General features: G+C 72.6%; 20 protein-coding genes. 13 read left to right on the plus strand and 7 right to left on the minus strand.

The genetic code is table 11. The annotated features are described in order from the left end of the window. Positions 1-310: 310 nt before the first annotated feature. Complete coding sequence (locus ACWD4O_RS32440) at positions 311-895, plus strand: hypothetical protein (RefSeq protein WP_451285354.1); 585 nt, start codon at positions 311-313, stop codon at positions 893-895. Between the two features lie 6 nt (positions 896-901). On the opposite strand, the gene ACWD4O_RS32445 is transcribed toward ACWD4O_RS32440, so the two are convergent. The 4 genes from ACWD4O_RS32445 to ACWD4O_RS32460 are packed head-to-tail and all read right to left on the minus strand — an operon-like array spanning position 902 to position 3,270. Beyond that, a complete protein-coding gene (locus tag ACWD4O_RS32445) occupies positions 902-1,276 on the minus strand; it encodes a roadblock/LC7 domain-containing protein (protein WP_266398454.1) in 375 nt (124 codons plus the stop codon). A gap of 20 nt (positions 1,277-1,296) precedes the next feature. Then, on the minus strand, positions 1,297-1,860 hold the full coding sequence (locus tag ACWD4O_RS32450; protein ID WP_451285356.1) for a roadblock/LC7 domain-containing protein: 564 nt from the start codon (positions 1,858-1,860) through the stop codon (positions 1,297-1,299). Positions 1,861-1,894: 34 nt separating this feature from the next. Beyond that, positions 1,895-2,839, minus strand: a complete 945-nt coding sequence (locus ACWD4O_RS32455) for a transcriptional regulator (protein WP_451285358.1) — start codon at positions 2,837-2,839, stop codon at positions 1,895-1,897. Next, positions 2,836-3,270: a hypothetical protein gene (locus ACWD4O_RS32460; protein WP_451285360.1), complete on the minus strand. Its 435-nt coding sequence runs from the start codon at positions 3,268-3,270 to the stop codon at positions 2,836-2,838. Before ACWD4O_RS32460 ends, ACWD4O_RS32455 begins: the two co-directional genes overlap by 4 nt. A gap of 384 nt (positions 3,271-3,654) precedes the next feature. Between ACWD4O_RS32460 and hutU the strand changes: the two genes are divergently transcribed. The 4 genes from hutU to hutI are packed head-to-tail and all read left to right on the plus strand — an operon-like array spanning position 3,655 to position 9,105. Continuing rightward, entirely contained in the window at positions 3,655-5,319 is a 1,665-nt protein-coding gene (gene hutU / locus ACWD4O_RS32465) for a urocanate hydratase (protein WP_351919209.1), read from the plus strand. Then, complete coding sequence (locus ACWD4O_RS32470) at positions 5,316-6,539, plus strand: allantoate amidohydrolase (RefSeq protein ID WP_451285362.1); 1,224 nt, start codon at positions 5,316-5,318, stop codon at positions 6,537-6,539. The genes hutU and ACWD4O_RS32470 overlap by 4 nt, the downstream gene beginning before the upstream one ends. Then, a complete protein-coding gene (locus tag ACWD4O_RS32475) occupies positions 6,536-7,885 on the plus strand; it encodes a formimidoylglutamate deiminase (RefSeq protein WP_451285364.1) in 1,350 nt (449 codons plus the stop codon). The genes ACWD4O_RS32470 and ACWD4O_RS32475 overlap by 4 nt, the downstream gene beginning before the upstream one ends. Positions 7,886-7,920: 35 nt before the next feature. Next, positions 7,921-9,105 (plus strand): imidazolonepropionase, encoded by a 1,185-nt coding sequence (gene hutI, locus ACWD4O_RS32480; protein WP_451285366.1) that lies wholly within the window; start codon positions 7,921-7,923, stop codon positions 9,103-9,105. Between the two features lie 102 nt (positions 9,106-9,207). On the opposite strand, the gene ACWD4O_RS32485 is transcribed toward hutI, so the two are convergent. Both ACWD4O_RS32485 and ACWD4O_RS32490 read right to left on the minus strand, forming a co-directional pair. Further along, the gene (locus ACWD4O_RS32485; protein WP_451285368.1) at positions 9,208-10,689 is read right to left on the minus strand and encodes a ricin-type beta-trefoil lectin domain protein; all 1,482 of its coding nucleotides are present in this window, start codon (positions 10,687-10,689) and stop codon (positions 9,208-9,210) included. A 221-nt stretch (positions 10,690-10,910) separates the two neighbouring features. Further along, positions 10,911-11,843 carry an RNA polymerase sigma factor SigF gene (locus tag ACWD4O_RS32490; RefSeq protein WP_451285370.1) on the minus strand — a complete coding sequence of 311 codons (933 nt, stop codon included), beginning with the start codon at positions 11,841-11,843 and terminating at the stop codon, positions 10,911-10,913. Between the two features lie 253 nt (positions 11,844-12,096). Here ACWD4O_RS32490 and ACWD4O_RS32495 point away from each other — a divergent pair, with 253 nt between their 5' ends. The 6 genes from ACWD4O_RS32495 to ACWD4O_RS32520 all read left to right on the plus strand — a co-directional run bounded on the left by ACWD4O_RS32495 (position 12,097) and on the right by ACWD4O_RS32520 (position 17,468). Continuing rightward, on the plus strand, positions 12,097-12,471 hold the full coding sequence (locus ACWD4O_RS32495; RefSeq protein WP_351919198.1) for an STAS domain-containing protein: 375 nt from the start codon (positions 12,097-12,099) through the stop codon (positions 12,469-12,471). A gap of 245 nt (positions 12,472-12,716) precedes the next feature. Then, entirely contained in the window at positions 12,717-13,178 is a 462-nt protein-coding gene (locus tag ACWD4O_RS32500; RefSeq protein ID WP_451285372.1) for an ATP-binding protein, read from the plus strand. Between the two features lie 253 nt (positions 13,179-13,431). Continuing rightward, entirely contained in the window at positions 13,432-14,115 is a 684-nt protein-coding gene (locus ACWD4O_RS32505; protein WP_451285374.1) for an LPXTG cell wall anchor domain-containing protein, read from the plus strand. 31 nt (positions 14,116-14,146) lie between these two features. Beyond that, a complete protein-coding gene (locus ACWD4O_RS32510; RefSeq protein WP_451285376.1) occupies positions 14,147-15,025 on the plus strand; it encodes a COG1470 family protein in 879 nt (292 codons plus the stop codon). Between the two features lie 14 nt (positions 15,026-15,039). Continuing rightward, a complete protein-coding gene (locus tag ACWD4O_RS32515) occupies positions 15,040-16,134 on the plus strand; it encodes a hypothetical protein (RefSeq protein WP_451285448.1) in 1,095 nt (364 codons plus the stop codon). 77 nt (positions 16,135-16,211) lie between these two features. Continuing rightward, positions 16,212-17,468, plus strand: a complete 1,257-nt coding sequence (locus ACWD4O_RS32520; protein WP_451285450.1) for a hypothetical protein — start codon at positions 16,212-16,214, stop codon at positions 17,466-17,468. A 117-nt stretch (positions 17,469-17,585) separates the two neighbouring features. Here ACWD4O_RS32520 and ACWD4O_RS32525 read toward each other — a convergent pair whose 3' ends face one another. Continuing rightward, positions 17,586-19,082, minus strand: a complete 1,497-nt coding sequence (locus ACWD4O_RS32525) for an oligopeptide:H+ symporter (RefSeq protein ID WP_451285378.1) — start codon at positions 19,080-19,082, stop codon at positions 17,586-17,588. 512 nt (positions 19,083-19,594) lie between these two features. Between ACWD4O_RS32525 and ACWD4O_RS32530 the strand changes: the two genes are divergently transcribed. Together ACWD4O_RS32530 and ACWD4O_RS32535 are read left to right on the plus strand one after the other, a co-directional pair. Beyond that, a complete protein-coding gene (locus ACWD4O_RS32530) occupies positions 19,595-20,272 on the plus strand; it encodes a response regulator transcription factor (protein ID WP_351918238.1) in 678 nt (225 codons plus the stop codon). A 108-nt stretch (positions 20,273-20,380) separates the two neighbouring features. Further along, positions 20,381-21,655 carry an ATP-binding protein gene (locus tag ACWD4O_RS32535; RefSeq protein WP_451285379.1) on the plus strand — a complete coding sequence of 425 codons (1,275 nt, stop codon included), beginning with the start codon at positions 20,381-20,383 and terminating at the stop codon, positions 21,653-21,655. Positions 21,656-21,657 lie beyond the last annotated feature (2 nt).

The following is a 21,657-nucleotide window of genomic DNA, read 5'->3' on the forward strand; positions in this document are numbered from 1 at the left end:
GGCGGGCGCAGGGGCTCGGCGGCAAGGCGGCGCGGAGGGCTGTGGGCGCAGGGGCTCGGCGGGCGCAGGGGCTCGGTGGGCTCGGTGGGCGCGGAGGGTTCGGCGGCACGGCGGCGCGGTGGGCTCGAAGGCTCGGCGGGCTCAAGGGCTCGGCGGGCTCGGTGGCTTCAGGGGCTCGGTGGGCTCAGGGCTCGGTGGGCTCAGGGATCGGACGGTCGGATTTTTTGCCGTGCGCTCTCAGACTCGTCTCACGTTCGCTCACTAGTCTGAACGGTCAGGAAACTTGTGCCGGACTGATCAGGAGGCGGACGTGGCACGCGGAGGGCAGGGGCTGGCTCGGGTGGCCGTCGTCGTACGGGCCGGAGCCGCGCCGTGGTGGTGGTGCGGGGTGTTCGCGGCGGGGGTCGGTGTCCTGGTGCCCGGCCTCACGGGGCGGCGGATCGGGGTGCTGGCCGGGGCCGCGCTGTTCATCGTGGCCGGCGCGGTGGCGGCGACGCGCGGTCGCCGTCGGCTCAGGGAACTCGGCCGGGGCGCCGCCCGGGCGGGCAAGCACGATGTGCTCCAGGACCGGGCGGTGACCGTCCGCGGCTGGCGGCGCGGCCACCGCTGGTGGCTGCTGCTCGCCTTCGTGGTCGCGCTGGGCAGCTCCTTCGCCGTCCCCGCGGCCGCCGGTCTGCTGCTCGCCGGCTGGGGGACCGGGCTGCGGCTCAAGGCCGCCTGGCTCGGCCGGCGCGAGCGGGAGGACGAGGCGCTGCTGTGGGTGCGCGTCGACTGGCTCGACCGGCGCGGCGGACGTCCGGCCGGAAAGGCCGTCAAGGCGTACCGCAGCACCGGCATCGCGGCGGGCGACGCGGCCCCGGGCGGGGCCCGCCGCCGCACCGCGGCGCTGGTGTAGCTACGCCTACACCTCCAGATCCTCCTCGATCTTCTTCAGCTGGTGGCGGGCCATCGCGAGATTGGCCCGCTTGGCGTCCAGGACCAGATACAGGAAGAGCCCGTTGCCGCCGCGTCCGCTGATCAGGCGGAGCAGGTGGTACTGGTCGGACAGGGTGATCAGGATGTCCTCGATCTGGGCCTTGAGCCCGAGGTGCTCCATGGTGCGCATCTTGGCGCGCACCACGTCCGTGTTCCCGGCGGCGGCGACGTTGAGGTCGAACCCCTTGCTGCCGCCCAGCGTGCCCAGCGCCATGCCGCTGGTGTAGTCGACGAGCGCGACTCCGGTCGCGCCCTCGATGGAGGCGAGACACTCTTTCAGGGTGGTTTCGGTGTTGGCCATGCTGTGCTCCTCGGTTCCTCTCAACTTTCCGTGGTGGTGCGCGCGTTGGTGGTGGCTGGGCCGCGCGCCGATCTGGTCCGAACGGTGGGGGTCTTGGCAGGAGTGCGCACCGGCGGCTTCGCGGGCGTCTTGGCGGACGTCTTGTCCGGCGTCGTGCCCTCGGTCTTGGCCGGTGCCTTCCTGGAGGCCGCCCGCGCCTGACGCGCCTGTGCCTCCTGGGCGTCGACGAGCTCCCCGATGCGCGTGGCGGCCCGGCGGCCCTCCAGGTGCAGCCGGCCGACGTTGACGCGGTCCTGCGCGAGCAGGGTCAGCACGGCGCTCTCACCGGCCGCGTACGTGGCGACGTAGCCGTACCGGCCGCGCACGAGCAGTTCGCGGAACTCGCCCTGGCCGGTCGTGTCCGCCATCCGCACCGCGACGCCGAGGGCGGCGGCGGTCAGCGCGGCCACCACCTCCGGCTCCACGCCGGGGGTGTCGTGGGCGAGGACGAGACCGTCCACGCCGGCCGTGAGCGCGCCGGTCAGCTGGGGCACCCGGGCCCGCAGTCTGCGCAGTTCGTCGAGTATCTCGGGCGCGGAAGCCATCAGCTCGCTCCTCTCGGCCCGCGGTCGTTGCCGTTCAAAGGGCCTCCAGCGCATCCCTGAGCCTCTTCAGCAGGGTGATGTCGGGGTCGTTGACGCGGGGCAGGGTGATGCCCGGCGGGGGGTCGGGGGTGGGAGCCGCGGGGGACGCGGGGAGTCCCGGGGCGTCCGGGGCTCCCGGTCGCCCGTGCCGGGGAGGGGACGGGGACGGGGGTGCGGTCGGCGGGCGGTGGCGGGGGAGCGGGGGCGGGAAGAGGGCGGTGAGCAGGCCGGCCGCGGCGAGGCGTCGGACGTCCACCAGGGTGTGGAAGGCCTGCCGGCCCAGCTCGCGGGCGATGTCCGACGCGGTGCGGACGCCGTCCGCCAGGGCCAGCACCGCGCTCTGCCGGGCGGTCGGCGTCGGCGCGGCGACGGTCTCGGCCCGGCGCAGCGGCGCCCCGTCGGTCAACGGGTCCGGCCACAGCCGGTGCAGCAGCTCACGGCGGCGCAGCGTCTCGCGCTCGACCGCGTCGACCGGGACCGGTCTGAGGGCGCCGAGCCAGTGCCCGGCGCCGTACCGGAAGTGGCCCGGGGTGCTGCTGGGGGCGAGCGCGAAGTAGGCCGCGTCGTACACCGCCTCCAGGTGGCACAGTTCCAGCGCGCCGCGCGGGACCCGGTGGGCGTCGAGCAGCAGACGGGCGGCGCCGTACTCCTCGTCGGCCCGGTCCACGGCGTCCTGCCAGACGGCGGGGGAGAGGGTGCCGTGGGACAGGAGCAGCACGTCGAGGCCGGGGGCGAGCGGGCTCTCGGCGTGCACCACCCGGCCCTCGGCGAGGTAGAGCGAGCCGCGCTCGCGCTCCAGGACGCCGGTCGCCCGCTCGGCCGCGAGCCGGGTCAGCATCGGCGACAGACCGCCGCCGTTCTCCCGGGCCCCGGACTTCTCCCGTACCGGCAGCCGGGGCGGCGGGGTCGTGCCCGGCGGAGTCGTTCTCACCGCGGTCACCCCAGCACCAGCCGTCCGGCCATCTCGCCCAGCCGGATCCGGGCCAGCGCGAGGTTGCCGTCCGCCCGGCCCAGCCACACATGGAGGAACACGCTGCTGTCGAAGGACGTCGGCACGAAGCGCAGCACGTGGTAGCTGTCCCGGTTGCTGATGATCAGATCCTCGACCGGGGGATCGACGAGCCCCGCCCCGCCCGCTCCCTCCGCGCCGTCGACGCCGTCATGGCCGACGTAGCCGTCCGGGGTGAACGCGCGCTGCTCCGAGGTGAGCCGGGCGACCTCCGCGGCCTCGGCGGCGGCCGCCTCGTGGTCGCCGCCGGGGAACTCCCCGACCGCGCCCAGGGCGAGCCCGCTGGTCCAGTCGACCAGCGCGGCGCCCCGGGCACCGGGCAGCCGCATGGCCTCCAGTAAGCACTCGTCGATTCCGGGCACCGTTGGCTCCCCTCCCGCCTGCGGTTCGGTTGAGTGATGAAGACGCTACGCAACGTATGCGCGAGGGGTGAGTCTTCTGGCATTTTCCAGCGGAACATGCGCGGCGGTGACTAGGGTGGGTCGGCTGTCCACGTTCCGGGCCCGTATCGGCGTCCCCGGCGGCTCTGACGCCCCAGGTGTCTCTTCAACACCGTGTCCATGGCGTGCGTCAACGGCGTGCGCATCATGCTGGGGTGGTGGCGGTGACGGTGTGCGCCCCGCCGTGCTCTCCAGCGCTCCCTTCGCATCCGGCGTCGCGACTTGGCGTCTCCATGTATTGACTAGCTCTATTCAGGCAGTCAGGATGTGAATAAGGAAAGCAACAATCCGGCTAGGAGGCAGACCATGTCAGGACCCCGCCCCGTACGAGCGCCCCGCGGTACGGAACTGAGCGCCCTGGGATGGCAGCAGGAAGCCGCCCTGCGGATGCTGCAGAACAACCTGGACCCCGAGGTCGCCGAACACCCCGACAAGCTCGTCGTCTACGGCGGCACCGGCAAGGCGGCCCGCGACTGGCGCTCCTTCGACGCGATGGTCCGCACCCTGCGGACGCTGAAGCAGGACGAGACGATGCTCGTCCAGTCCGGCCGCCCGGTCGGCGTCATGCAGACCCACGAGTGGGCCCCGCGCGTCCTCATCGCCAACTCCAACCTCGTCGGCGACTGGGCCAACTGGGAGGAGTTCCGCCGCCTGGAGGCCCTCGGCCTCACCATGTACGGCCAGATGACCGCCGGCTCCTGGATCTACATCGGCACCCAGGGCATCCTCCAGGGCACCTACGAGACCTTCGCCGCCGTCGCCGCGAAGAAGTTCAACGGCACCCTCGCCGGGACGATCACCCTCACCGCCGGCCTCGGCGGCATGGGCGGCGCCCAGCCGCTCGCCGTGACGATGAACGACGGCGTCGCGATCTGCATCGACGTCGACCCGCGCGCCATCGAACGCCGCATCGAGCACCGCTACCTGGACGTGAAGGCCGACTCCCTGGAGCACGCCCTCCAGCTCGCCGTCGAGGCCCGCGACCAGCGCAAGCCGCTCTCCATCGGCCTGCTGGGCAACGCCGCCGAACTGCTCCCGCGCATGCTCGCCGAGGGCGCCCCCATCGACATCGTCACCGACCAGACCTCGGCGCACGACCCGCTGGCGTACCTGCCCGTCGGCGTCGACTTCGACGACATGGCGGACGCCGCGGCCAAGGACCCGGCCGGCTTCACGACCCGCTCCCGCGAGTCCATGGCGAAGCACGTCGAGGCCATGGTCGGCTTCATGGACGCCGGCGCCGAGGTCTTCGACTACGGCAACTCCATCCGTGGCGAGGCCCAACTCGCCGGATACGACCGGGCGTTCGCCTTCCCCGGCTTCGTCCCCGCCTACATCCGCCCGCTCTTCTGCGAGGGCAAGGGCCCCTTCCGCTGGGCGGCCCTGTCCGGCGAGGCCTCGGACATCCACAAGACGGACCGCGAGCTCCTGAAGCTGTTCCCGGAGAACGAGTCGCTGCACCGCTGGATCAAGATGGCCGGCGAGCGCGTCCACTTCCAGGGCCTGCCGGCCCGCATCTGCTGGCTGGGCCAGGGCGAGCGCGACAAGGCGGGCGCCCTCTTCAACGACATGGTCGCCGACGGCACGCTCGCCGCGCCGCTCGCCATCGGCCGCGACCACCTCGACTGCGGCTCCGTCGCCTCCCCGTACCGCGAGACGGAGGCCATGCTCGACGGCTCCGACGCGATCGCCGACTGGCCGCTCCTCAACGCCATGGTGAACGTCGCCTCCGGCGCGTCCTGGGTCTCCATCCACCACGGCGGCGGCGTCGGCATGGGCCGCTCCATCCACGCGGGCCAGGTCTCGGTCGCCGACGGCACGAAGCTCGCGGGCGAGAAGATCCGCCGTGTCCTGACCAACGACCCCGGGATGGGTGTGATCCGGCACGTGGACGCCGGCTACGACATCGCCGAGCGCGTCGCGGACGAGAAGGGCGTGCGCGTCCCCATGCGCGAGGGTGACGACGCGTGAGCTTCCACAGCATGTGGGCGGAGCTGCTGCCGGTCGGCCGCAGCTCCGCCTCCGGCGGCTACCGGCGCTACGCCTGGACCGGGGCCGACGCCGACTGCCGGGCCTGGTTCAAGGGGCAGGCCGAGGCGCGCGGGCTGGCCTACGAGATCGACCGCAACGGCAACCAGTGGGCCTGGCTCGGGGATCCGACGGCCGGGGACGCGGTCGTCACCGGGTCGCATCTCGACTCCGTGCCCGACGGCGGGGCCTTCGACGGCCCGCTCGGCGTGGTGTCCTCCTTCGCCGCCCTCGACGAACTGCGCGCACGGCAGGCCGAGTTCACCAAGCCCCTCGCCCTCGTCAACTTCGGCGACGAGGAGGGCGCCCGCTTCGGGCTCGCCTGCGTGGGCTCCCGGCTCACCGCCGGACAGCTCACCGTGGAACAGGCCCACCGGCTCACCGACGGCGACGGGGTCACCCTCCCGCGGGCCATGGAGGCCGCCGGGTTCGACCCCGACGCCATCGGCCCGGACCCGGAGCGGCTCGCCCGCATCGGCGCCTTCGTCGAACTCCATGTGGAGCAGGGGCGCGCGCTGGACCTCTCCGGCGACCAGGTCGGCATCGCCAGCGCCATCTGGCCGCACGGACGCTGGCGGTTCGACTTCCGGGGCGAGGCCAACCACGCCGGCACCACCCGCCTCGTGGACCGGCGCGACCCGATGCTGCCGTACGCCGAGACCGTGCTCGCCGCCCGCCGCGAGGCCCGGCTGGCGGGCGCCGTCGCCACCTTCGGCAAGATCTCCGTCGAGCCCAACGGCGTCAACGCCATCCCCTCCCTGGTGCGCGGCTGGCTCGACTCCCGGGCCGCCGACCAGGCCACCCTCGACGCCGTCGTCGCGGGGGTGCAGGACGCGGCGCGCGACTACGCCGAGGTCCATGGCATCGACCTGGACATCGTCCGCGAGTCGTTCACGCCCGTCGTCGAGTTCGACCACGCCCTGCGCGACGAACTCGCCCGTATTCTCGGCCGGGAGCAGGACCCCGAGCTGAAGATCCCGGTCCTCGGCACCGGCGCCGGACACGACGCCGGGATCCTCTCCGGGGACATCCCCACCGCCATGCTGTTCGTGCGCAACCCCACCGGCGTCTCGCACTCCCCGGCCGAGTTCGCCGCCGAGGACGACTGCGTGGCCGGCGTGCACGCCCTCGCCGACGTACTGGAAGGACTGGCCTGCAGGTGACCTCCACGCAGCGGACACGGACGTACTGGCTGGAGCACGCCTGGCTCGACACCAACGTCGAACCGGGCGTCGCCCTCGAGGTGACGGACGGCCGTATCACCGCCGTCCGGACGGGCGTCGACTCCCCGCCGCCCGGCGCCGAGCCGCTGCGCGGCCTCACCCTCCCGGGGCTGGCCAACGCCCACTCGCACGCCTTCCACCGCGCCCTGCGCGGCACCGTCCAGGTCGGCTCCGGCACCTTCTGGACCTGGCGCGAGATCATGTACTCGATCGCCGACCGGCTGACCCCGGAGACCTACCACCAGCTGGCCCGCGCGGTGTACGCCGAGATGGCGCTGGCCGGCATCACGGCCGTCGGCGAGTTCCACTATCTGCACCACGCCCACGGCGGCACCCCCTACGCCGACCCCAACGCCATGGGCGAGGCCCTGATCGAGGCCGCCGCCGACGCCGGCATCCGCATCACCCTCCTCGACACCGCCTACCTGTCCTCCGGCTTCGGACAGGCCCCCAACGCCCACCAGCTCCGCTTCTCCGACGGCGACGCGGACGCCTGGGCCGAACGCTGTTCACTTCTCAAGGAACGGGATCACGCGAGGATCGGGGCGGCGATCCACTCCGTGCGGGCCGTGCCCGCCGACCAGTTGGAGACGGTGGCGCGCTGGGCCGAGGAGCGCCGGGCGCCGCTGCATGTGCACCTGTCCGAGCAGACCGCCGAGAACGACGCCTGCCGTCAGGCCCACGGCCGCACGCCCACCCGGCTCCTCGCCGACCACGGCGTCCTCGGCCCGCGCACCACGGGTGTCCACAACACGCACCTCACCGACGAGGACATCGCCCTCCTCGGCCGCTCCGGCACCGGCACCTGCATGTGCCCGACGACCGAACGGGACCTCGCCGACGGCATCGGCCCGGCCGTGGCCCTCCAGGCCGCGGGCTCACCGCTCTCCCTCGGCTCCGACAGCCACGCCGTCATCGACCTGCTCGAAGAGGCGCGCGCGATGGAGCTGAACGAGCGGCTGCGCACCCGCACCCGGGGTCACTGGACGGCGGCCGCCCTGCTGCGCGCCGCCTCCGCCGACGGCCACGCGGCCCTCGGCAACCCGGACGCGGGCGACCTGGAGGCCGGCGCGGTCGCCGACTTCACGACGATCGCCCTGGACTCGGTCAGGACAGCGGGCCCGCTGCCCAGGCTCGGCGCCGAGACGGCCGTCTTCGCGGCGACCGCGGCGGACGTACGGCACACGATCGTCGCCGGACGGCACGTCGTGCGCGACGGGGTGCACACGCTCGTCCCGGATGTGCCGCAGGCCCTGGCGAGGGCCGTCGCAGCCCTGCACAGCTGATCACCGCTTCCCGCCCGGCCACCCACGAGGACACCATGAGCAGCACCGGCACGACAACCGTCATCACCAACATCGCCACGCTGGTCACCAACGACCCCTCTCTAGGTGACGGCTCTCCTCTCGGTCTGATCCAGGACGCGGCCGTCGTCATCGACGGCGACCGCGTCGCGTGGACCGGTGAATCAAGCAAAGCACCCGCCACTGACAATCGGGTCGACGCCGGCGGCCGGGCCGTCCTCCCGGGCTTCGTCGACTCCCACTCCCACCTCGTCTTCGCGGGCGACCGCACGGAGGAGTTCAACGCGAGGATGTCGGGCCGCGGTTACACGGCGGGCGGCATCCGGACGACGGTGGCGGCGACGCGTGCCGCGAGCGACGAGGAACTCGAGGCGAACGTCGTCCGTTTCCTCGCCGAGGCGCTCCGTCAGGGCACCACCACCTTCGAGACGAAGTCCGGCTACGGCCTGACGGTCGCCGACGAGGCCCGCGCCCTGCGCCTCGCGGCGAAGCACACCGACGAGGTCACGTACCTCGGCGCGCACATCGTCTCCCCCGACTACGCCGACGACCCGGCCGGATACGTCGCGCTGGTCACCGGCGAGATGCTCGACGCCTGCGCCCCGCACGCCCGCTGGATCGACGTCTTCTGCGAGAAGGGCGCGTTCGACGGCGACCAGGCCCGAGCGATCCTGACGGCCGGCAAGGCGAAGGGCCTGCACCCCCGCATCCACGCCAACCAGCTCTCCTACGGCCCCGGCGTGCAGCTGGCCGTCGAACTGGACGCGGCCAGCGCCGACCACTGCACCCACCTCACGGACGCGGACGTCGACGCGCTGGCGAGCGGCGAGACGGTCGCGACCCTGCTGCCGGGCGCGGAGTTCTCCACCCGGGCGCAGTGGCCCAACGCCCGCCGCCTGCTGGACGCGGGCGTCACCGTCGCCCTCTCCACGGACTGCAACCCGGGCTCGTCCTTCACGTCGTCCGTGCCGTTCTGCATCGCGCTCGCGGTGCGGGACATGGGGATGACCCCGGACGAGGCGGTGTGGTCGGCGACGGCGGGCGGCGCGGCGGCCCTGCGCCGCACGGACATCGGCCGGGTGACCCCCGGCGCCCACGCCGACCTGACCCTCCTCGAAGCCCCCAGCCACGTCCACCTGGCCTACCGCCCGGGCGTGCCCCTCGTCTCGGGCGTGTGGCGGCGGGGCCGACGCATCGTCTGAAGCGTGGACGGCACACCGGACCCGGCCCGGCCGCGGGTGGCGACGGCTCAGCCCGGGCAGCGGCCGGTGGAGGCGTTCGAGGCCACCGGGTCCGGGCAGTCGTCAGGTCGCCCCCGCTCGCCACAGCTGGTCCCCCGCCTCGTCCAGCGGGTTCAGGGACACGCCGCCGCTGGCGTCCGCCGTCAGGGCCGTCTCTATCGCGATCGCCGGGCGGATCGTGCCGTCGGCGTCCACGGTGAAGCGCAGGTTGTCGCCGTGGCCGCCCTCCACCGACGCGCACTCCCACACCCCCACGCCCTTGTCCACGGAACCCCGGCTGTCCAGGCAGTAGTCCTGGTCGGCGGAGGACTGGAGGACACCGCGCGCCGCGTCGACCCGCCACCGTTGGCTGGGGGAGGCGGAGCACGGCGCCGTCACCACGTCCGTGCCGTTGTCGAAGTCGCCCGCCACCTCCAGGCACCGCCCCGTGGCGACATTCACGACCTGGGCGTACGCGCCGCCGGGGGCGTGCGTCGGGGAGGGGGCGGGGGTAGGGGTGGGGCTCGGCTTCGGCCTGGCTGAACTCGGGGGCGCCGAAGGGGACGGGCTGGACGGCGCGGGCGAGGCCGAAACCGTCGTCGTCGCCGTGACCGTCACCTGCGGGGCGCTCGACGGGGCCGTCACCACCGCCCCCGCCGAGCCCTGCGGGTCGCCCGAAGGCCAGAGCAGGAGCACGGCCAGGACGGGTATCACCGCCACTCCCAACGCCGCCGACGCCAGCACGACGCCTCGGGGCGCGCGTCGAGCGGCGGCCGGTTCCCCCGCCTTGGACGGCTCCCCCGCCTTGGACGGCTCCCGCTCCTCGCGCGCGTACGCGGCCCCGCCCCACGGCAGCAACCCCTCCGCCAGCGCCCCGCGAGGGTCCGCGCGCAACGCGTGCTGCTCCTCGTAGGCCGTCGCGCAGTGCGGGCAGTGGGTGCGGTGGGCCTCCAGGTCGGGGCTGTGCCGCGCGCCCTGCGGGCGGACCGACTCCTCGATCAGCCGGCGGAAGTCCGCGCAGCGCGGATCGTCGGAGGCGGCGAGGCGCAGGCGGAGAGCCGTCTGCGCCAGGGACTGGAGCGCGGGGTCCGTTCCGTAGGTGACGTCCTGTGTCGTCAGGCCGAGCAGGCCGGCCGTGCGCTCGACGGGCTCGCGCTCCAACACGCCGTACCAGACCAGGCCCTGGGCGTCGGAGGGGAGGGAGCGCAGCGCGGTGAGCAGCGGCGGCTTCGGCCCGCCGTGCGCTGCCGTGTTGAGGACCAGGAGGAGCCCCGCGTCCAGTCCGCCCGCCCGGTCGTCCGCGGCCCAGCTCGCCGCGACCTGCCCGGTCAGCAGCAGGAGCCGGTGCCGCCAGGGGCTGCCGGAGTCGTTGCCGCGTGCCGTCTCCCGGGCCGCGAGCGTGAACGCCTCCGCCGCCAGTCGCCGCGCGGCCGGCTCGCTCGTCGTGCACAGCCGGGCGTACGCCAGGACGGCCGGATGATGGCGGGTGCGCAGCTCGCGCAGTGCCGGGTAGGCCGTGGCGGGGGCGGCGCGCAGCAGCTCGGTGAGGTGCGCGTCGGAATCCATGAGGTCGCCTCCGATGCTGACGTACCAGTCAGTCTGGGGTGGAGGCGACCTTAGTGGCGACCGGCGTCCCGTGGGGAGGTTTCCGGGGGTAACCGGAGAGTCCGGGGGCAACCCGGAGAGGGCGGGGGGCGGCGGGCCCGGCGCCGAGGGGGCGCCCGGGACGCCGCCCCGTCGCCGCCCCGTCGCCGCCCCGTCGCCGTCCGCCTCGCCGTCCGCCTCCGTCATTCCTCCAGCGTCAGTCCGTTCCGCAGCCGTACCAGCGTCCGGGACAGCAGCCGTGAGACGTGCATCTGGGAGATGCCGAGTTCCTCGCCGATCTCCGACTGGGTCAGGCCGGCGACGAAGCGGAGGGAGAGGATCTGCCGGTCGCGGGAGTGGAGTTCGGCGATCAGCGGCTTCAACGACTCGACGTACTCGATGCCTTCGAGGCCGTGGTCCTCGTAGCCGATGCGGTCGGCGAGGGCGCCTTCCGCGTCGTCCTCCTCCGGCTGCGCGTCCAGCGAGGAGGCCGTGTACGCGTTCGACGCCGCCATGCCCTCGACGACCTCGTCGTGGGAGAGGCCGAGGCGCTCGGCCAGTTCGCCGACGGTGGGCGACCGGTCCAGCTTCTGGGCCAGTTCGTCGCCCGCCTTGGCCAGGTCGAGCCGCAGCTCCTGGAGTCGGCGCGGAACGCGCACCGACCACGAGGTGTCACGGAAGAAGCGCTTGATCTCGCCGATGATGGTCGGCATCGCGAAGGTCGGGAACTCGACGCCGCGCGACAGCTCGAAGCGGTCGATCGCCTTGATCAGGCCGATGGTGCCGACCTGGACGATGTCCTCCATCGGCTCGCTGCGGGAGCGGAAGCGGGAGGCGGCGAACCTGACCAGCGCGAGGTTCAGTTCGACGAGCGTGTTGCGGACGTACGCGTAGTCGTGTGTGCCCTCTTCGAGGGACTCGAGGCGCGCGAACAGGGTCTTGGACAGGGCCCTTGCGTCGACCGGGCCGATCTCGTCGTACGGGGGGATCTCCGGAAGTCCGGCGAGGGCGTCGGTGGGGTCGACGTCCTGCACCGCGTTGTGTGCGATGGGTTCCAGATGTTCTTGTTCCGGAGGGGGTGTCGACGTCGCTCCGCGGGTAGGCGGTGCATGCGGTGCGTCGAGCCGGGGTGACATGGATGTCCTCCATCGTTCTCGGCGTTATGGCTGCCGAAGCCGGTGAGTGCACTACGGTGTGCGGCGCCTCCAAAGCCGGCCGTGGTCGATTGCGTGTCCCTACTAGCCCTACCCGCTTTACTCGACCGATCGCAAGTGGCTTTTGTGGAGTTATGTCCGTTTGTGTGTGATTGTTCAGGTGTTGGCGTGCGGGCCCAGGGCGTAGGGTTCGAGGGCGTCAGTAAGCAGTTCGCGACCCCGGGAGAGACACGGCATGGACCGCGGGACGGTCGGCAGCGCACAGTCTGGCCGGCTTCTGGTCGAGGTGCGGGAAGAGGGCTCCAGCGCCGTCGTGACCCCGGCGGGTGAGTTGGATCACCACACCGCCGATCTGTTGCGTGAGCCACTCGAGGAATGCCTCTCCAAGGGGCTCAGTCGCCTGGTCGTGGACTGCACGCGCCTGGAGTTCTGCGACTCCACAGGGCTGAACGTGCTGCTCGGCGCCCGTCTGAAGGCGGAGGCGGCCGGTGGCGGGGTCCATCTGGCGGGGATGCTGCCCGTGGTGGCGCGGGTCTTCGAGATCACCGGCGCGGACGCGGTCTTCACCGTGCACGCCACGGTGCAGGCGGCCCTGGCGGACGACGGCTGACCTTCACCGACTGTCGGCAAGGGGAGGGTGTTCCACCGGTTCCCCCGGGCAGGAGACATCCTGAGCCCGAACATGTCGGCGGCAGGTCCGACGCAAACGCCGTCGGGCTGCGTATTGGGTACGAGGAACCAGAGACCAGGGACCAGGCGCCAAGTACTGCGTACTTCGTACAGAATCTGTAGAGACTCGACTTCTGAATTGTGAACCGGTGAAGTGAATCGGTGAAGCGGTGAGGTGAAGCGCTGATGAGCACCACCCGGCCTTACGGCGCTTCCGGGGCGTCCGGGTCGTCCGGCGGCCGCCAGGTACGGCGGCTGGACTTCGACGGCGGCGGCGGGGTCGTCCCGCTGGCCCGCGACTTCGCCCGTCAGGCGCTGTACGCCTGGGGCTGGCTGCCCGCCGCCGCCGCCGACCGGCGCGCCGCCGCGGAGGACGTGCTGCTCGTCGTCTCCGAACTGGTCACCAACGCGTGTCTGCACGCCGAGGGGCCGGACGCGATGGTCATCGGCTGCGACAACAAGGTGATCCGCGTCGAGGTCTCAGACCGCGGCACGGGCCAGCCCGCCCCACGCACCCCGCACCGCGCGGGCCGCCCGGGCGGACACGGCATGTTCATCGTCCAGCGCCTCTGCCTGGACTGGGGCGTCGTACGCACCCCGGGCGTCGCGGGCAAAACGGTCTGGGCGGAGTTGGGCGCCCCGGCCTGACGTCCGAAGGCAAGTGGCTGACGTCCGATTCAAGTACCCGACATCCAGAGGCGAACGCCCGACCCCCTGAGGGTGCGCCCGGGCGTTCCCGGGCGTCCCCCGGTGTCCCCGAAACCCCCTGAAGCCGTGCGCCGGATCGTCACAACTCCGGCGCGTACGTTCTCTTCCCTCCTCATCGCCCCGGGCGTACCTTGACGGCTCAATCTGATGCCTCGTCAGTAAGGGCGGGGCGGTGGGAGTGAGGGGACGGACCGTGTCGAACCGGAAGCGAACCGCCGCGCTCGCGACTGCCGCGGCCCTGGCCGGCTCGGCGGTGTGGATGGCCGCCCCGGTGGCCATGGCCGAGGTCGTGAACGTCAACTACGGCTGTGTGACGCCCATCGGCGCCAAGAGCGCCGTCTCGCCCATCGACATCAAGGGCGTCAAGAGCGGCAGCGGCTACAAGATCACCATGTCCTGGCAGAAAGGCGTCTCCTCCAGCCCCATCGAACTCGGCGCGGGCGCGATGAAGCCGAGCGCCACGATCAAGCTGGGCGGCGCCGACAGCGGCACCCTGACCGTCACCGGTGCCGCCAACCAGGCCGCGATCCCCGAGAACACCCCCATCAAGATCAACGACCTGAGCGGCACGTACACCCCGAAGGCGTCCGGCAAGGTCACCTTCACGGCCGGCGTGCTCACCATCAAGGCGCTCGGCACGACGACGACCTGCACGCCCTCCAACTCCCCGGGCCCGTCCCTCACCCTCGACGTGACGGCGGCGGGCGGCGGCACGAGCAGCGACGGCGGATCGGACGACTCCGAGGCGCTCCCGCAGACCGGGCCCGAGGACTCCGCGATCGCCCTCGGCACCCTCGGCGGCACGGTGCTGCTCGCGGGCGCGGCGGGCGCGCTGTGGCTGACCAGGCGGGGCCAGACGGCGCGCGCCCGCCGCTGACCGGACCTTCGTGGAAGTGCTGGAGCCGCCGATGCCGTACGCCACCGCCGCCGTTGCCGCCCGTGCCCTGTTGGTCTCCCTGCCGCTGTTGTCGGCGGCCACCCCCGCTCCCACCCCCGCTCCCGCTCCGGCCTCCGCTGCCGCCGCCGGTTGGTCGGCCGCGCCCGCGGGCGGCGGACGGCCGTCCTTCTACGCGGAGGGCGCTCCCGGGGCGGTGATCGAGGACACGGTCGCCGTGACCAACCGGGGCGCGCAGCCGCTCACCGTACGGCTGCGCGCCGCCGGCACCGGTACCGGCGGCCTGCGGGTCGCCTTCGCCGGACCGGCCGACGCGGGCCTCGGCATCCCCGCCCGCACCCGCGCCGAGGTGCCCTTCACCGTGACGGTCCCGGCGGACGCCCGCCCCGGCGACCGCGCCGGCGAGATCGTCGTACGGGACTCCACCGGCCGCGAGAGCGCCGTCCGGCTGCTGATCCGGGTCGGCGGTCCGGAGCTGGCCGCGCTGACCGTCGAGCACGTGGCCGTGCGCGGCGACCGCATCACCTACGAGCTGGTCAACCGCGGGACGACGGCCCTCGTTCCGCGGCTGGCCGTGCACGCGGACGGGGTCCTCGGCGCCGTCCTCGACCGCGCCCCGCGCACCCTGCCCGTCCGGCTGCCCCCGGGCCGCCGTCTGAAGCTCGACGAACCGTGGCCCGACCGCCCGGCCCTGGACGCCGTCACCGTGCGTCTGACGGTCACCGCTCCCGGCGCGACCGAGGCCACCGGGCGGGCCTCGGCGCGGTTCGTGCCCCGGGGCGCGACGGCGGGCACGGCGGCGGCCGGTGCGCTGTCGGCCGCGGCCGTCGTCGCGGCCGTACGAAGACGTCGTCGTCGCCGAAAGCCGAGCCGAGGGGGAGCGTTGTCGTGAGAGGCAAGCCGCGGATGACGGCGCCGGCCCTGGCCGCGCTCCTGTTCCTGCTCCTGCTCCCGTTGCCGTCGGCCGGTGCGGCCTTCGCCGCCGACAAGCCGGTGGTCAAGCTCTCCGAGGCGCAGGCGGGCACGGGCGGTTCGATCACCGTCAGCGGCAGCGGCTGGCGCCCGCGCACGCTGCTGATGCTGCTGCTCTGCGGGCAGGCGACCCCCGCCCGGGGCGTGATCGGCGGCACCAACTCCTGCGCCAACGCCGACGGCCGCGCCGTCACCACCGACGCCGACGGCCGCTTCAGCCGGACCCTGCCGGTGGCCGAGCCGCCGGTGCCGTGCCCCTGCGTGGTGCACGTGGCCACCGCGACCGGCGCGAAGGCGCAGGCCGACGCGGTGTTCCAGGTCGCCGGGCACCCGGTCGAACCGCTGCCCGAACAGACGGCCGGCGGACGCCTCTCCGTGCTCAGCGACACCCGGCTCGACGGCTCCGACGGCCTCCTCACCTGGTTCGGGGCGCCGCCCGACCGCACGCTGGTCTTCACCGTCGGCAACGTCGGCACCGCGGCCGTGGAGAACCCCGTCTTCCAGGTCGGCACCGCCCACGGCGTGTTCTCCCCGCAGTGGGACGAGCGGCAGTGGCGCGGCACGATCGACCCCGGCGAGAAGGCCCGCGTCGAACTGCCCGTCGAACTCGGCGCCGGCGCCCACGGCGACTACACCGTCTCCCTGAAGTACGGCGGGAAGGTCCTGGCCGAACAGCCGTGGGGCGTGAGCCGCCCCTGGGGCGTGACCCTGTTCTGGATCCTGCTCTGCGTGGTGGTGCCGACGGCGCTCTTCCGCATCGGGATGGCGGTCGTCGACCGGGTACGCCCACGCCACGCGGCCCGCCGGCCCGCCCGCGCGCCCTGGCGCAGAGGCCGGGCATCGGCGCCGGCTCCCGCACCGCCCACCACCGCCCCGAACACGACCCTGCCGTGGTTCGGCCCGGACACCGGTCCGGGCACGGCCGCGACGGGCCGGCTCTCCGCACCGCACGAAGAGCGATCGACGAGTCCGGAGAGTCGTACGACCGACACGACTCCCACGACTCCCGGCAGGAAGGGAAACACGTGAGTGAGAGAGCCACACCACCCGACCGTGCGCCCGCGCGCAGGACGCGCAAGAGCGCGGCGTCCGCGGCCGCCGCCGTCATGCTCACCGGGGCGGCCGTCCTGCTGGGCGTGACCGCCGGGCAGGCGCAGGCCGCCGAGGTGGCCTACGCGACCAAGTGCATCCCGCCCGCGGGCATCGGGCTGCCCGACGTCAACGGCACCACCAAGGTCGAGATCACCGCACCGGCCACGGCGAAGGTCGGCGACACCGTGGACATCGTGTGGAAGTTCACGCAGGCCGCGTCGAAGAACCCCGACATCATCGACCTGCCCGCCGACACGGTCCAGCCGTCCGGCACCCTCAAGGCGGCCGGCGCACAGACCGCGGACATCGCGATGGTGGGGACGCGCACGAACCCGGCGATCCCCAAGGGCGGCGACATGGTGCTGTCCGACATGACGGGCACGCTGAAACTGACGGCGGTCGGACAGGTGACGCTGACCCCGGGCGCGTACGTCGTCAACGCGCTGTCGACGGACACCAAGTGCGCGCCGACGGAGCCCGTCCAGCCCGCGGCGACCATCACCGTGACCGCCGCGGGCGGCGGTTCGAGCTCGGGCTCGCCGTCCGGGTCGACGTCGCCGAGCACGTCCACCTCGCCCAGCAACTCGGCGTCACCGTCATCGTCGTCCTCGGCCGGCCCGTCCGCCTCGGCGACCGGCGACGGCCAGACCGACTTCACCGGCAAGGTCGTCGACATCCCCTACACCTGCGACACGCCCCTCGGCGTGAAGAAGGCGACCTCGCCGATCCAGATCAACGCCAAGAAGAACAGCGGGAGTTACGACCTCACCGTGCAGTTCAAGAAGTCGGTGATGGACAGCCCGATCGACATCCCGGCCGGCAAGGTGAAGCCGACCATGCAGGTCACGCTCGGCGGTGCGGACACCGGCTCGGTGAAGGTGGAGGGCCCGCTGAACTCCGCGGCGATCCCGCAGGGCCAGCCGATCGAGATCCCGGACCTCGTCGGCACCTACAAGCCCGGCGCGACCGGTGAGTCCACGCTGTCCCCGGGCGTCCTCACGATCGAGGCCGCGGGCACGACCACCACCTGCACCCCGGACAAGACGGCCGTCTCCCTGACCCTGAACACGGACGAGCAGGCGAGCGGCGCGTCCGGCGGGAGCGGTTCGTCCTCGGGCGGGTCCACGTCCACGAGCGGCGGCCTCGCGGAGACGGGCTCCGGCGACCACGGCGCCCTGAAGGCCCTGGGCCTGGTGGCGGGCACGGCGATCCTGCTGGGCAGCGCGGTCTTCACCTTCATGCCGCGCAAGAGGGCAGGGCGAGCCGCTTAAGGGGCGCGGGGAACTGCGCGACCAGCCACAACCAGCCCGCACCCGCAAACGAAACAGAGGAGGGCCGCCGTACCCACCCGGGGTACGGCGGCCCTCCGCAGAAGAGACAGACCGACGTCAGTGGACGTCGCCCATCAGTTCCTTCACCTTCTTGCGGTACATCCACACCGCCACACCCGCGACGACGGCGAGCACGGCCTCCAGGGCCACTATCCCCGTCTTGTTGAGGTCGACGCCGGCGATGGACAGCAGGCCGGTCGTGGCGTCACCGGCGGTGACCGCCAGGAACCAGACGCCCATCATCTGCGAGGCGTACTTCGCGGGAGCCATCTTCGTGGTGACCGACAGACCCACCGGGGACACGGTCAGCTCACCGACGGTCTGCACGAAGTAGATCGCGGCCAGCCACAGCGCGGCCGCCTTGTGACCGCCCTCGGCGATCGACAGCGGGGCCAGGAAGAGGAAGAAGGACGCGCCGATCAGCACCAGGCCCATCGAGAACTTCGTCGCGGTGCTCGGCTCCTTGCCGCGCCGGGCCAGCGCCAGCCAGGCCCAGGCGAACAGCGGGGCCAGGGCCATGATCAGGACCGGGTTGACCGACTGGTACCAGGAGACCGGGAAGTCCCAGCCGAAGACGCTGTTCTCCGCCGAGGAGTCCGCGAACAGGGACAGCGTCGAGCCGCCCTGGTCGTAGATCATCCAGAACACGGCCGCGGCCACGAAGAACCAGACGTACGCGGTCAGCTTGGACTGCTCGGCGCGGTCCAGCTCCTTGTCCCGCTTCATCCGGGCGATGACGAGGACCGGGATGACCAGACCGGCGACGGTGATCGGGACCAGCAGCCAGTTCAGCGTGTAGACGCCGGAGACGCCCACGACGGCGTAGAAGACGATCGCGACGGCCGCCCAGAACGCGGCCTTCCGCAGCGTGGTCGCCTTCTCCTGCGCGGACAGCGGCGTGGGGACGACGTCCGAGCGGGAGCTCAGGTGACGGCTGCCGAGCAGGAACTGGGCGAGGCCCAGCGCCATGCCGAGCGCGGCGAGCGCGAAGCCCAGGTGCCAGTTGACGTTCTCGCCGATGGTGCCGATGACCAGCGGCGCGGCGAACGCGCCCATGTTGATGCCGATGTAGAACAGCGTGAAGCCACCGTCGCGGCGCGGGTCGTCGGGGCCGTCGTAGAGGTGGCCGACCATCGTCGAGATGTTGGCCTTCAGCAGGCCGGAGCCGATGGCGACCAGGCCGAGGCCCGCGTAGAAGGTGCCGGAGTTCGGCAGGGCGAGCGTCAGGTGGCCGAGCATGATGACCGCGCCGGCGACGGCGACGGTCTTGCGGGGGCCGAGCACACGGTCCGCGAACCAGCCGCCGGGCAGGGCGAGCAGGTACACGAGCGACAGGTAGACCGAGTAGATCGCGGTCGCCGTCGAGGCGCTGAGGTGCAGGCCGCCGGGAGCGACCAGGTACAGGGGGAGCAGGGCTCGCATGCCGTAGTAGGAGAAACGCTCCCACATCTCGGTCATGAAGAGAGTGGCCAGTCCGCGGGGGTGGCCGAAGAAGGTCTTCCCGGAGCCGGGGGTGCCCGGGCGGACCGAGTCCTTCGTCAGGCTGGACGCCATGTCGTTCCTTGCTGCTCGGGACGCGCTGCGTTGGAGCGTCGCGCGCCCGGTGGGGGGCGGCCGGCACCGGCGGACCGTGTCGTCCACCCCCACGCCCGGGGGGAGTCCGCTCCGGGTCTCGGAGCGGCGGACGGCGACCACCGGGATCCACGCCCCCGCATCGGGGGCCCGGCCACAGGTCATTCCTTTCAAGGCCGGCGGGATCCGGCCCGCACGCAAAAGAGACCCTCGGCGTCAAACAGACCGCCAAAGGTCCCTGCGTGCTACAGGCGTTCTTTCACCATACGGCAGGACAACGCCGGATATGGAAGGACTTGAGACACGGATCACAGGTGATCAAGGAACCCTGATCGGGGTTTTGAAGGTCTGTACCAGGATGCCATCCCTGGACCGTAGGTCCGTACCAGCCGACTCCCGTCCGGCGCGCCGCGGCTGTCCGGCATGTCCGTTGGTAAGAAACGGCGTGGGCGATCACACTTCGGCCCTTGCCCGGTGCGGACTACCATCAGCTCATGACCCGAGTACTGCTCGCCGAGGACGACGCGTCCATCTCGGAGCCCCTGGCTCGCGCACTGCGCCGGGAAGGCTACGAGGTCGAGGTGCGCGAGGACGGCCCCACCGCGCTCGACGCCGGAATGCAGGGCGGCGTCGACCTGGTCGTGCTGGACCTCGGTCTGCCCGGCATGGACGGCCTGGAGGTGGCCCGTCGGCTGCGCTCCGAGGGGCACGCCATTCCGATCCTCATCCTGACCGCGCGCGCCGACGAGGTGGACACCGTCGTCGGTCTGGACGCGGGCGCCGACGACTACGTCACCAAGCCCTTCCGGCTGGCCGAGCTGCTCGCCCGGGTCCGGGCCCTGCTGCGGCGCGGCGCGTCCGAGCCCGCGCAGCCGCCGGCCACCCACGGCGTGCGCATCGACGTCGAGTCGCACCGCGCCTGGATGGGCGAGGAGGAACTCCAGCTCACGGCCAAGGAGTTCGACCTGCTGCGGGTCCTGGTGCGGGACGCGGGACGGGTCGTCACCCGCGACCAGCTGATGCGCGAGGTCTGGGACACCACATGGTGGTCGTCGACCAAGACGCTCGACATGCACATCTCCTGGCTGCGCAAGAAGCTCGGCGACGACGCGGCCAATCCTCGCTACATCGCCACCGTGCGCGGTGTCGGCTTCCGCTTCGAGAAGAGCTGAACTCCTCCGCACACAGGTCTCCGCACACAGGTTTCCGCACACAGGTTTCCGCACACAGGTTTCCGCACACAGATTTCCGCAAGCAGGTTCTAGCGGGTTGTTGAGGACATGCGCCGCCGACTGATCCAGTCCACCCTCGCCGTCGTGCTCGTCGTCATCGCCGTGTTCGGGGTGTCCCTCGTCATCGTCGAGACGCGCACCATCAGCAACAGCGCGCAGGAGCGGGTGGACTCCGAGGCGCTGCGGCTGGCCAGCATCGTGGACAGCCGGCTGGTGGGCTCGGAGAACGTCACCGCCGACATACTGCGCGACCAGGTCACCCAGGACCGTTACGCCGAGATCCGGATCCCCGGCCGGACGGCCATCCAGGTCGGCGTCAAACCCGAGGGCGACGTCATCGAGGCGCGGGCCACCGGCGAGGAGGGCGAGACCGTCCTGGTCCAGGAGCCGCGCTCCACGGTGACCCGGGAGGTCGGCCGCACCCTGCTGATCATCGGTCTGGTGGCCCTGCTCGCGGTGATCGCCGCCGTGCTGCTGGCCATCCGCCAGGCCAACCGCCTCGCCTCCCCGCTGACCGACCTCGCGGAGACCGCGGAACGCCTGGGGTCGGGCGACCCGCGCCCCCGTCACAAGCGGTACTCGGTCCCCGAGCTGGACCGGGTCGCGGACGTCCTCGACGCCTCGGCGGAGCGCATCGCCCGGATGCTCACCGCGGAGCGCCGGCTCGCGGCGGACGCCTCCCACCAGCTCCGCACGCCCCTCACCGCGCTCTCCATGCGCCTGGAGGAGATCACCCTCACCGACGACCCGGACACGGTGAAGGAGGAGGCGACGATCGCGTTGACGCAGGTGGAGCGGCTGACGGACGTCGTGGAACGGCTCCTGACCAACGCCCGGGACCCGCGTACCGGCTCGGCGGTCACCTTCGACCTCGACGAGGTCATCCAGCAGCAGCTCGCCGAGTGGCGTCCCGCCTACCGCGGGGTGGGCCGGGCCATCGTCAGCTCGGGGAAGCGTCATCTGCGTGCGGTGGGCACGCCCGGCGCGGTGGCCCAGGTGCTGGCCGCGCTGATCGAGAACTCCCTCATGCACGGCGGCGGCACGGTGGCGCTGCGCACCCGCGTCACCGGCAACCAGGCCGTGGTCGAGGTGACGGACGAGGGCTCCGGCGTGCCGGCCGACCTGGGGGCCCGGATCTTCGAGCGGGCGATCAGCGGCCGCAACTCCACGGGCATCGGCCTCGCCGTCGCCCGCGACCTCGCGGAGGCCGACGGCGGCCGTCTGGAGATGCTCCAGGCCCAGCCCCCCGTCTTCGGCCTGTTCCTGTCCCGCACGGCCCCGCAGAAGCGCGCACAGGACGACGACGAGCAGACGGTCAGGTAGCC

It is taken from the genome of Streptomyces sp. NPDC002623 (assembly GCF_053592635.1).

Excerpts from the sequence above, each read along its gene's own strand:
- ACWD4O_RS32445 (WP_266398454.1), bottom strand. The coding sequence starts at position 1,276 with ATGGCCAACACCGAAACCACCCTGAAAGAGTGTCTCGCCTCCATCGAG.
- ACWD4O_RS32450 (WP_451285356.1), bottom strand. The coding sequence starts at position 1,860 with ATGGCTTCCGCGCCCGAGATACTCGACGAACTGCGCAGACTGCGGGCC.
- hutU (WP_351919209.1), top strand. The coding sequence starts at position 3,655 with ATGTCAGGACCCCGCCCCGTACGAGCGCCCCGCGGTACGGAACTGAGC.
- hutI (WP_451285366.1), top strand. The coding sequence starts at position 7,921 with ATGAGCAGCACCGGCACGACAACCGTCATCACCAACATCGCCACGCTG.
- ACWD4O_RS32485 (WP_451285368.1), bottom strand. The coding sequence starts at position 10,689 with ATGGATTCCGACGCGCACCTCACCGAGCTGCTGCGCGCCGCCCCCGCC.
- ACWD4O_RS32490 (WP_451285370.1), bottom strand. The coding sequence starts at position 11,843 with ATGTCACCCCGGCTCGACGCACCGCATGCACCGCCTACCCGCGGAGCG.
- ACWD4O_RS32495 (WP_351919198.1), top strand. The coding sequence starts at position 12,097 with ATGGACCGCGGGACGGTCGGCAGCGCACAGTCTGGCCGGCTTCTGGTC.
- ACWD4O_RS32500 (WP_451285372.1), top strand. The coding sequence starts at position 12,717 with ATGAGCACCACCCGGCCTTACGGCGCTTCCGGGGCGTCCGGGTCGTCC.
- ACWD4O_RS32510 (WP_451285376.1), top strand. The coding sequence starts at position 14,147 with ATGCCGTACGCCACCGCCGCCGTTGCCGCCCGTGCCCTGTTGGTCTCC.
- ACWD4O_RS32515 (WP_451285448.1), top strand. The coding sequence starts at position 15,040 with ATGACGGCGCCGGCCCTGGCCGCGCTCCTGTTCCTGCTCCTGCTCCCG.
- ACWD4O_RS32520 (WP_451285450.1), top strand. The coding sequence starts at position 16,212 with ATGCTCACCGGGGCGGCCGTCCTGCTGGGCGTGACCGCCGGGCAGGCG.
- ACWD4O_RS32525 (WP_451285378.1), bottom strand. The coding sequence starts at position 19,082 with ATGGCGTCCAGCCTGACGAAGGACTCGGTCCGCCCGGGCACCCCCGGC.
- ACWD4O_RS32530 (WP_351918238.1), top strand. The coding sequence starts at position 19,595 with ATGACCCGAGTACTGCTCGCCGAGGACGACGCGTCCATCTCGGAGCCC.
- ACWD4O_RS32535 (WP_451285379.1), top strand. The coding sequence starts at position 20,381 with ATGCGCCGCCGACTGATCCAGTCCACCCTCGCCGTCGTGCTCGTCGTC.